Origin of the sequence: Pseudomonas sp. CM27 (genome assembly GCF_013179515.1) — a bacterium.
Classification (GTDB): Bacteria; Pseudomonadota; Gammaproteobacteria; order Pseudomonadales; family Pseudomonadaceae; genus Aquipseudomonas.
Map to the genome: position 1 here is coordinate 1 of NZ_JABMCN010000219.1, position 10,440 is coordinate 10,440.

At 63.6% G+C, this 10,440-nt stretch carries 6 protein-coding genes and 3 tRNA genes; 7 read left to right on the plus strand and 2 right to left on the minus strand.

The window, feature by feature from the left end:
• Both HP547_RS22695 and HP547_RS22700 read left to right on the plus strand, forming a co-directional pair.
• The coding region (locus HP547_RS22695) for a proline--tRNA ligase (RefSeq protein WP_172287487.1) at nt 1-1,473 on the plus strand (1,473 nt) is incomplete at its 5' end.
• Between the two features lie 20 nt (nt 1,474-1,493).
• Complete coding sequence (locus tag HP547_RS22700; RefSeq protein WP_172287488.1) at nt 1,494-2,444, plus strand: hypothetical protein; 951 nt, start codon at nt 1,494-1,496, stop codon at nt 2,442-2,444.
• A 41-nt stretch (nt 2,445-2,485) separates the two neighbouring features.
• Here HP547_RS22700 and dinB read toward each other — a convergent pair whose 3' ends face one another.
• Complete coding sequence (gene dinB, locus HP547_RS22705) at nt 2,486-3,544, minus strand: DNA polymerase IV (RefSeq protein WP_172219750.1); 1,059 nt, start codon at nt 3,542-3,544, stop codon at nt 2,486-2,488.
• Between the two features lie 221 nt (nt 3,545-3,765).
• On the opposite strand from dinB, the gene HP547_RS22710 reads away from it, so the two are divergent.
• From HP547_RS22710 to HP547_RS22730, 5 genes are all read left to right on the plus strand, one after another.
• A tRNA-Met gene (locus HP547_RS22710) sits at nt 3,766-3,842 on the plus strand.
• Between the two features lie 134 nt (nt 3,843-3,976).
• Nucleotides 3,977-4,053 (plus strand) — tRNA-Met (locus HP547_RS22715).
• 133 nt (nt 4,054-4,186) lie between these two features.
• Nucleotides 4,187-4,263, plus strand: a tRNA-Met gene (locus HP547_RS22720).
• Between the two features lie 261 nt (nt 4,264-4,524).
• Nucleotides 4,525-7,167, plus strand: coding sequence for a bifunctional lysylphosphatidylglycerol flippase/synthetase MprF (gene mprF, locus HP547_RS22725; RefSeq protein ID WP_172287489.1), 2,643 nt, complete (start codon nt 4,525-4,527; stop codon nt 7,165-7,167).
• A complete protein-coding gene (locus HP547_RS22730; protein ID WP_172287490.1) occupies nt 7,167-8,459 on the plus strand; it encodes a virulence factor family protein in 1,293 nt (430 codons plus the stop codon). The genes mprF and HP547_RS22730 overlap by 1 nt, the downstream gene beginning before the upstream one ends.
• Nucleotides 8,460-8,594: 135 nt before the next feature.
• Here the strand turns inward: HP547_RS22730 and HP547_RS22735 are convergent.
• On the minus strand, nt 8,595-10,440 hold a 1,846-nt coding region (locus tag HP547_RS22735; RefSeq protein ID WP_172287491.1), incomplete at its 5' end, for a potassium transporter Kup.

Below are 10,440 nucleotides of genomic sequence, written 5' to 3' on the forward strand. Positions count from 1 at the left end.
GAGTCCGGCCGCTGGGAGCAGTACGGCCCTGAACTGCTGCGCCTGAAAGACCGCCACCAGCGCGATTTCTGTGTAGGCCCTACCCACGAAGAGGTCATCACCGACCTGGCCCGCAACGAGCTGTCCAGCTACAAACAGTTGCCGCTCAACATGTACCAGATCCAGACCAAGTTCCGTGACGAGATCCGCCCGCGCTTCGGCCTGATGCGTGGCCGCGAGTTCATCATGAAGGACGCCTACTCGTTCCATGCCGATCAGGCTTCCCTGCAGGAAACCTACGACCGCATGCACCAGGCGTACAGCAACATCTTTAGCCGCCTGGGCCTGGATTTCCGCCCAGTGCAGGCCGACACCGGCTCCATCGGTGGCAGCTACTCGCACGAGTTCCACGTGCTGGCCGAGTCCGGCGAAGACGACGTGATCTTCAGCGACACCTCGGACTACGCCGCCAACATCGAGAAGGCCGAGGCCATCCCGCGTGAAACCGTGCGCCCTGCCCCAACCGAAGAGCTGCGCCTGGTCGACACCCCAGAGGCCAAGACCATTGCCCAGCTGGTGGAAAACCACGGCCTGGCGATCGAGAAAACCGTCAAGACCCTGATCGTGCGCGGCGCCGAGCAAGGCAAGCTGATCGCCCTGATCGTGCGTGGCGACCATGAACTGAACGAAATCAAGGCCACCAAGCTCGAGCAGGTTGCCGACCCGCTGGTCATGGCTACCGAAGCCGAACTGCGCGACGCCATCGGCGCCGGCGCCGGCTCGCTGGGCCCGCTGAACCTGCCGCTGGAAATCATCATCGACCGTTCGGTTGCCCTGATGAGCGACTTCGGCATCGGCGCCAACATCGATGACAAGCACTATTTCGGGGTCAACTGGGAGCGCGACCTGCCGGTGCCGCAGGTTGCCGACCTGCGCAACGTGGTCGCAGGCGACCCGAGCCCGGACGGCCAGGGCACCCTGGTGATCAAGCGCGGCATCGAAGTGGGCCACATCTTCCAGCTGGGCACCAAGTACAGCGAGGCGCTGAAGTGCCAGGTGCTGGGCGAAAACGGCAAGCCGGTGGTCCTGTCGATGGGCTGCTACGGGATTGGCGTGTCCCGCGTGGTCGCGGCGGCCATCGAGCAGAGCTATGACGACAAGGGCATCATCTGGAACGACGCCCTGGCCCCGTTCCAGATTGCCCTGGTACCGCTGCGCTACGAAACCGACGTGGTTCGCGAGGCAACCGACAAGCTCTACGCCGAACTGACCGCCGCCGGCTTCGAAGTGCTGCTGGACGACCGCGACAAGAAGACCAGCCCAGGCATCAAGTTTGCCGACATGGAGCTGATCGGTATCCCGCACCGCATCGTCGTCAGCGATCGCGGCCTGGCCGACGGCAACCTGGAATACAAGCACCGCACCGAGCAGGAAGCTCAGCCATTGCCAGTCAATGAAGTGCTGACCTTCCTGCAGGCCCGCGTTCGCCGCTGATAACCAATGCACGAGTGATCATGTTCAAGCGAAGTACCATTACCCTTGGGGGCGCCGCACTTGGCGCCCTGCTCCTCGGCGGCTGCGCCAACCAGATGTCCCAGCGCAGCGACCATGAGGAGCGCGTCGAGCGCAAACTGCTCGAGCACACCCTGCAGATCGATGTCGGCGAGCCGAAGGTGATGGAGCTTCCGCAGCGACGTGTGCGCGTGCATGAGCAGAAGCGCTTCGAAGTCACCGAGTTTGAAGTCACTCGTCGCTATGACCGCTACACACCCTACCAGCCCTGGCGGGAGATCTACGAGATCCCGCTGGGCGCAGTGGCGGTGGTAGCCGGCGTCGGCGCCAATGTGATCAATGTCTTCGCCTTGGGCAACCTGCCGCAAAGCATCACCCACGATTGGCTCAGCTACGGCGTGGACGGGCTCAACCCGTTCATGAACGTGCCGTCCAACGGCCGCGCCCAGCAGAACCTGGCGGGGATCAGCGAAGTGCAGAAAGGCAAGCGCGAGGAATCGACCAGCGTGCCCTGGAGCGAACGCCTGGTCGAGGCCAAGGCCGGCAAGATGACCCACGAGCTGACCACCGACAGGAGCGGCGTGCTACGCCTGAACCTGCTCGACAGCCCGTTCTCCGAACAGAACCTCAACCACGTCGGCACCCTGCATCTGCAGGTAGTCGACGAGGACAACGCGGTACGTGGCGACGCCAGCCTGCTGGTCAGTGCCACCCTGCGCAACAAGCTGCTCGAAGCCCATGAGCTGATTTTCGATGACCTCGAAGATGATGATGTCGGCCAGTGGGTACACCGGGTCAAGCGCCTGTCCGAGCTGGGCCTTGAAGAGGAAGCCAGCGAAATGGAACAGAGCCTGATCGAGCTGACGCGCAACGACCCTGAACTGCAGCAGGAATTCCTGCAGTCGTTGACCAAGGCTACTGGCCGCTTGGTGGCTGACCCCGGCGCGCAATAACCCGGCATGAACTGAAGCAGCGGCCTTGGCGCTTTCCCTCTTTATATAGGAGGGAACAGCTCCAGCTGCTCATGCGCCCCGCGCAGGTCGCGCAACCTCACCCCCACCCCCAGCAAGCGCACGGGCTTGCCGCCACGGGCGAACGCCTGGCCCAGCAGCTGCCGATAGCTTTCCAGGTCCCTGCCCGCCCCTGCCTGCTCCATGGTGGTCTGGCTGAAGTCATGGAACTTGACCTTGACGAACGGTTTGTCCGGCCGGTAACTGCTGTCCATGCGGGCGATACGCTCGTTCAGGCTGTCCAGCAGCTCCGGCAGCCGCGCCAGGCAGCTGGCCAGGTCTGGCAGGTCGGTGTCGTAGGTGTTTTCCACGCTGACCGACTGGCGACGGCTATCGTTATGCACCGCCCGCTCATCCACCCCGCGTGCCAGCCCCCAGAGGCGCTCGCCAAACGTACCGAACTCCCGCACCAGCGCCAGGCGCGACCATTCACGCAGTTGCAGGCAGGTTTCGATGCCCAGCCGGGTCATTTTTTCTGCCGTGACTTTGCCCACCCCGTGCAACCTGGCCACCGGCAGCGCCGCGACGAACGTTTCCACTTCGCCCGGGGTGATCACGAACAGCCCGTTTGGCTTGCGCCAGTCACTGGCAATCTTGGCCAGGAACTTGTTGGGCGCGACCCCCGCCGACACGGTGATATGCAATGTGCGGGCGACGCGCCGGCGAATGTCCTCGGCAATTCGGGTGGCGCTGCCGGCATACCATTGGCTGTCACTGACATCCAGATACGCTTCATCCAGCGACAGGGGCTCGATCAGCTCGGTGTAGTCGCGAAAGATGGTGTGGATTTCCCGTGAGGCTTCGCGATAGGCCTCGAAGCGCGGCTTGACGATCAGCAGGTCAGGGCACAGCTTGAGTGCGTGCCGGGACGACATGGCCGAGCGTACCCCGTAGGCGCGCGCTTCATAGTTGCAGGTGGCAATGACCCCACGACGATCGGCAGAGCCCCCCACTGCCATGGGCTTGCCGGCCAGGCGCGGGTCGTCACGCATCTCGATCGCGGCGTAGAAACAATCGCAGTCGACGTGGATGATCTTGCGCAAGGACATGGATGACCGTCAGCACTGTAAATTCATACAGATAGTATCGCATGCGCCCTATTCTGAAACAGCTCAGCCACATTGCCACGCGATAATCGGCCTGAAAGCCCCGCCGCGCCTGGGCCAAGTCAGGTTATCAAGCGCTAAGGGATTGAACAAAAACGGTTTTTCTAAAAAATTTGCTTGACACCCGGCAGTAAATCCGTAGAATTCGATCTCACAGGCGCGGGATGGAGCAGCCTGGTAGCTCGTCGGGCTCATAACCCGAAGGTCGTCGGTTCAAATCCGGCTCCCGCAACCAGATTCGAGAAAAGGCCACTGTTAACGCAGTGGCCTTTTTCTTTGGCCTCGAAAAAGGCCTCGTTAGAATATTGTGATAAATCAACAACTAACGTTTGACAAAGGTTCAGGAAACTGTAGAATCCGCCCCACAGACGCGGGATGGAGCAGTCTGGTAGCTCGTCGGGCTCATAACCCGAAGGTCGTCGGTTCAAATCCGGCTCCCGCAACCAGCTTCAAGAAAAGGCCACTGTTCATACAGTGGCCTTTTTGTTTGCTCGCAATAACACGCCAGCAAAAGATTTTCGAATATCAGTGACAATCGCTTGACACAATGTTCGTTCGCTGTAGAATGCGCACCTCTGACGCGGGATGGAGCAGTCTGGTAGCTCGTCGGGCTCATAACCCGAAGGTCGTCGGTTCAAATCCGGCTCCCGCAACCATATTCGTCAGAACAAACCCCGCCTGTGTAACAGCAGCGCGGGGTTTGTTGTTTCTGCCCTTCCGTCTTTTCGTCACTTCGATTTTCCCCGCCCTCCAGCCAACCCGCAGGCTTGAGGTGCCGTGCCCAGGATGAACTATCTTTAACCCGGCCAGGCCGCTGAAAGCGGTTGAGGTCGGAGTAACATTGGATACGTTTTCCTAAGGGACTTTCACTTGGCCGCGCCTTTCCTTCACCTCGCGCTAGCTGCCCGGGGTACTTCATGACTTCGCACAACCCAGAACCCCCGGTGCCGCTCGCTTCGGCGCTGCCCGGTGCCGTGCAACGCCTACCCTTGCTCGAACGCCTCAGCCGCTACCGTCAGCCCATCGGCCTGGTGGTGACGCTGGTGCTGTTCACCATGGCCTTGATTGCCTGCCGCCACCTGCTGAGCGAGCTGGACATCTATGCATTGCACGATGCCATGCTCAGCGTGCCGGCCCAGTCATTGCTGGGCGCCTTGCTGGCGACCGTGATCGGCTTCGTGATCCTGCTGGGCTATGAATGGTCGGCCAGCCGCTATGCCGGGGTGAAGCTGCCGGTGGGCACCCTGCTGATGGGCGGCTTCAGCGCCTTCGCCATCGGCAACGCCATCGGCCTGTCGATGCTGTCAGGGGGCTCGGTACGCTACCGGCTGTATGCACGCCAGGGCCTTGGCGCGGGCGAAGTTGCACGGATGACCGTGTTTGCCAGCCTGTCACTGGGCTGCGCATTGCCGCCGCTGGCCGCCGTGGCCACCCTGAGCGACCTGCCTGCCGCCTCGACCGCGCTGGGCTTGTCAGCTGGCCTGCTGGCGGGTATCGCCACGGCCGTGCTGGTGACGTCCGGCCTGCTGGTGCTGGGCTTGTACCGCCGGCGCCTGGCAGAGCAACCGCTGGCCAATAACCTGCTGGTGCAGCTGGGTCGCCGCACGCTGCGCCTGCCCGGCGCCCGCCTGGCCGCCCTGCAATTGCTGATTACTGCACTGGATGTGGCTGCTGCCGCCACCGTGCTCTATCTGTTGCTGCCTGAAGCACCGCCTTTCGGCGCGTTTGTGCTGGTGTACCTGCTGGCCCTGGCGGCGGGCGTGCTCAGCCACGTACCAGGCGGCGTCGGGGTGTTTGAAGCGATCCTGCTGGCGGCCTTTGCCGACCAGCTCGGCGCCGCACCGCTGGCAGCCGCCCTGCTGCTGTACCGACTGATCTACGTGGTGCTGCCGCTGTTACTGGCCTGTGTGTTGCTGCTGGCCAACGAAGCCCGGCGCCTGCTGTTTGCGCAACAGGCCATCAAGGCCGCCTCCGGGCTGGCCGCGCCGATCCTGTCGATTCTGGTGTTTCTGTCCGGCGTGGTGCTGCTGTTCTCCGGCGCCACGCCGGAGATCGATACACGCCTGGAGCACATGGGCTTTCTGGTGCCGCACCGCCTGATCGATGCCTCGCACTTCGGCGCCAGCCTGATCGGCGTGCTGTGCCTGCTGTTGGCCCAGGGCCTGCGCCGGCGGCTGTCCGCCGCCTGGCTGCTGACCACCGTGCTGCTGCTGGTCGGCGCCCTGCTGTCGCTGCTCAAGGGATTTGACTGGGAAGAGGCGAGCCTGCTGACGTTTACCGCCATCCTCCTGGCCGTGTTTCGTCGCTCGTTCTACCGCCCTAGCCGCCTGCTGGAGCTACCGTTTTCGCCGGTGTTTCTGGTGGCCAGCGCCTGCACGGTCGGCGCATCGGTGTGGCTGCTGCTGTTCGCCTATCAGGATGTGCCTTACAGCCATCAGCTGTGGTGGCAGTTCACCCTTGATGCCGACGCGCCACGTGGCCTGCGCGCGGCGATGGGCAGCGCCTTGCTGCTGGCAGCCGTGGCGCTGACCTGGCTGCTGCGTACCGCCCCACCAGTGATCCACCTGCCCGATGAACAAGAGCTGCAACGCGCCAACCGTATTCTGCTGGCTTCCGACCAGCCCGACGGTGGCCTGGCGCTGACCGGCGACAAGGCGCTGCTGTTCCACCCAGGTGACAACGCCTTCCTCATGTACGCCCGGCGTGGCCGCAGCCTGGTGGCGTTGTACGACCCGATCGGCCCGGCCCAGGAGCGCGCAGAAATGATCTGGCAGTTCCGCGACCTGTGCGACCTGCACCACGCGCGACCGGTGTTCTACCAGGTGCGCGCCGAGAACCTGCCATTCTACATGGACATCGGCCTGACGGCGCTGAAGCTGGGCGAAGAAGCCCGGGTCGACTTGCGCCGCTTCGACCTCGAAGCCAAGGGCAAGGAAATGAAAGACCTGCGCTACACCTGGAACCGCGGCGGGCGCGATGGCCTCAGCCTGGAAATCCACGAGCACGGTCATGCCCCGCTGGCCGAGCTGAAGGAGATTTCCGACGCCTGGCTCAGCGGCAAGAATGTGCGTGAGAAAGGCTTCTCGCTGGGGCGCTTCAGCCCCGAATACCTGCAGCACTTCCGCATCGCCCTGATTCGCTTCCAGGGCCGCCCGGTGGCCTTCGCCAACCTGCTGGAAACCCATGGCAACGAACTGGCAAGCCTCGACTTGATGCGTGCGCATCCCGAAGCACCCAAGCTGACCATGGAGTTCATGATGATCGGCCTGATCCTGCACTACAAGAGCCATGACTACGCCCGCTTCAGCCTGGGCATGGTGCCACTTTCCGGCTTGCAACCACGGCGTGGTGCACCCTTGACCCAACGCCTGGGCTCCATGGTCTTCCGCCGTGGCGAGCAGCTTTACAACTTCCAGGGCTTGCGGCGCTTCAAGGACAAGTTCCAGCCGGACTGGGAACCCCGCTACATGGCCGTGCCAGCCGGGCTCGACCCGCTGGTGGCACTGGCCGACACCGCCGCCCTGATTGCTGGCGGCCTGACTGGATTGGTGAAACGTTGATGACCCGACGCTATTGGCTGTACCTGCTTGTTCCCCTGCTGCTGGCGGCCCTTGGCGGCGCTGCGGCCTTCTGGTTGTGGACCCGCCCCGCCCCCGAGGCGCGCCTGGAGCAACTCACCCTCAATGACACGGCTATCACCCGCGTCACCCCTGGCGTGCACCCCAAGGCGCGGGTGGCCATCGGCGTGCCGCAGGACCAGGCGCTGACCGACAAACAGCTGCTGGACCTGAGCCAGGCAGGTGAGGCGCAACTGGTGCAGGTGATCCTGCCACCGAACGACTGCACCCGGCAGCAACAGGCAATGGACCAGGCCGTGGCGCAGCTGTCCGAGAAGCCAACCCTGGTCGCCGGTATCGGCCCAGGCGCCGCACAAGCCTGGCGCTGGCTGGCCACCCAGACAGACGACAAGGCCAGGGCGATTTCCGTGGACTTCACCGTCGAGCAACCCGGCTGCCAGGTCGCGCTGCCGAAAGCGGCTGCCCACGGCCACTGGAACGTCGCCTGGAACGACAACCCCGATGACGCCAGCGCCGCATTCGTGCGCGACCAGGCCAATGCCGAAACCAGCATCAGCGACTACGACATCCACCTGCCACAAGTGCTCAAGGCCAAGTTGACCCAGGCCCTGGTCGGTCACGATGGCAATGCCCTGGCCATACCGGTGGTCGAGGTACCGGCCGGGCAAACGACCGACACGGTCACCCTGTTCCTCTCCGGTGACGGCGGCTGGCGCGACCTGGACCGCGACGTGGCCGGGGAAATGGCCAAGCTCGGCTACCCGGTGGTTGGCATCGACACACTGCGCTACTACTGGCAGCACAAGACCCCGGAGCAAAGTGCCGCCGACCTTTCCGAACTGATGCAGCACTACCGGCAGAAGTGGGGCACCAAGCGCTTCGTGCTGACCGGTTATTCGTTTGGTGCGGATGTGCTGCCGGCGATCTACAACCGCCTGCCAGCCGAGGACCAGCAACGTATCGATGCGGTGCTGCTGCTGGCCTTCGCCCGCAGCGGCAGCTTCGAGATCGAGGTTGAAGGCTGGCTGGGCAAGGAAGGCCAGGAAGCGCCAACCGGGCCGGAGATGGCCAGGCTGCCGGCGTCCAAGGTGGTGTGTGTGTATGGCGTAGAGGAGACCGACGAGAGCGGCTGTACCGACAAGACCGCTGTGGGCGAACGCCTGAAGCTGCCGGGTGGTCACCACTTCGACGAGAACTACCCGGCGCTGGCCAAGCGCTTGATTGGTGAAATCGAGACCCGCCAAGGCAAGTCGAGCGTAGCAGAACAGAACTGACATGAATCGGGGCCGCTTTGCGGCCCATCGCCGGCAAGCCAGGCTCCCACAAATACTGCGCAATTATTCAACATGACGCGGTCCCGGTGGGAGTCTGGCTTGCCAGCGATGGGCTGCAAAGCAGCCCTTTAGCCATCAGATCTCGACCTGGGTCCCCAGCTCGATTACCCGGTTCAGCGGCAAGTTGAAGAAGCGCAGGTTACCGTTGGCATTCTTCAGCAAGAACGCGAACAGGTTGCCCCGCCAGCGCGACATCCCTTCCAGCCGAGAAGCAATCACCGTCTCGCGGCTGAGGAAGTAGGTGGTGCGCATAGGCGTGAAGTCCAGGTCGTCCAGATGGCACAGCTTCAAGGCCGCCGGCACGTCCGGCTCGTCCATGAAGCCAAAGTGCAACAGCACCCTGAAGAAGCCGTCGCCGTAGGCCTCCACTTCGAAGCGTTCCTGCTCCGGCACGCGCGGCCGGTCTTCGCTGACCACCGTCAACAACACCACCTGGCTGTGCAGCACCTGGTTATGCAGCATGTTGTGCAGCAACGCATGGGGCACCGCATCGGAGCGCGCGGTGAGGAACACCGCCGTGCCCTCGACCCGGTGCGGCGGCTGAATACGGATACTGCTGATGAACAGCGGCAACGGCAGCGCGCCTTCGTCGATGCGCTCCATCAGGATCTGCTTGCCGCGTTTCCAGGTGCTCATCAACAGGAACAGCACACCGCCGGCCAGCACCGGGAAGGCACCGCCCTGGACGATTTTCGGCACGTTGGCGGCAAAGAACAGCCCGTCGACGAACAGGAAACCAAGCAGGATCGGCACCGCCAGCAGCGGCGGCCACTTCCACAGCAGCAGCATCACTGCCGAAACCAGGATGGTGGTCATCAACATGGTGCCGGTCACCGCCACGCCGTAGGCCGCAGCCAGGGCGCCGGATGACTCGAAGCCGATCACCAGCAGCACCACGCCCACCATCAGCGTCCAGTTCACCGCACCAATGTAGATCTGCCCCTGCTCGTCACTGGAGGTGTGCTGGATCTGCATGCGCGGGATGTAGCCCAGCTGGATGGCCTGCCGGGTCAGGGAGAAGGCACCCGAGATGACTGCCTGCGAAGCGATCACCGTGGACATGGTGGCGAGGCCGACCAACGGCAGCAGCGCCCAGCTCGGCGCCAACAGGTAGAACGGGTTGCGCGCCGCGTCAGGGTTTTGCAGCAGCAATGCACCTTGCCCGAAGTAATTGAGCACCAGCGCTGGCAGCACCAGGATGAACCAGGCCCGGGCAATCGGCTTGCGGCCGAAGTGCCCCATGTCGGCGTACAGTGCTTCGGCACCGGTCAGCGCCAGCACCACCGCACCGAGAATGGCCACGCCCATGCCGGGATGGACTACGAAGAAGTTGACTGCCCAGCCCGGGTTGAACGCCTTGAGCACTTCCGGGCTCTGGGAAATGCCATGCACGCCCAACGCGCCCAGCACCACGAACCAGGTGACCATGATCGGGCCGAACAGCTTGCCGATCTTCTCGGTGCCATGCTTCTGTACCAGGAACAGCGCCACCAGCACCACCAGCGAAATCGGCACCACCCAGTGGTCGATGCCGTCGAAGGCCAGGCCCATGCCCTCCACGGCCGACAGCACCGACACCGCCGGGGTGATCATGCTGTCGCCGTAGAACAGCGACGCGCCGATCAGGCCACAGATCACCATCAACGTGCGCAGCCGCGGATACGCCGCCGTGGCCCGCCGCGCCAGGGCGGTCAGCGCCATGGTGCCGCCCTCGCCCTGGTTGTCGGCGCGCAGGATGAACATCACGTACTTGAACGAAACCACCCACAGCAGCGACCACAATATCAGCGACAGGATGCCCAGCACGCCATCGTGGTTGACCGGCACCCCGTAACCGCCGGTAAAGACTTCCTTGAGGGTATACAACGGGCTGGTGCCGATATCGCCATACACCACCCCGACCGCCGCCACGAGCAGGCCC

Excerpts from the sequence above, each read along its gene's own strand:
- HP547_RS22700 (WP_172287488.1), top strand. The coding sequence starts at position 1,494 with ATGTTCAAGCGAAGTACCATTACCCTTGGGGGCGCCGCACTTGGCGCC.
- mprF (WP_172287489.1), top strand. The coding sequence starts at position 4,525 with ATGACTTCGCACAACCCAGAACCCCCGGTGCCGCTCGCTTCGGCGCTG.
- HP547_RS22730 (WP_172287490.1), top strand. The coding sequence starts at position 7,167 with ATGACCCGACGCTATTGGCTGTACCTGCTTGTTCCCCTGCTGCTGGCG.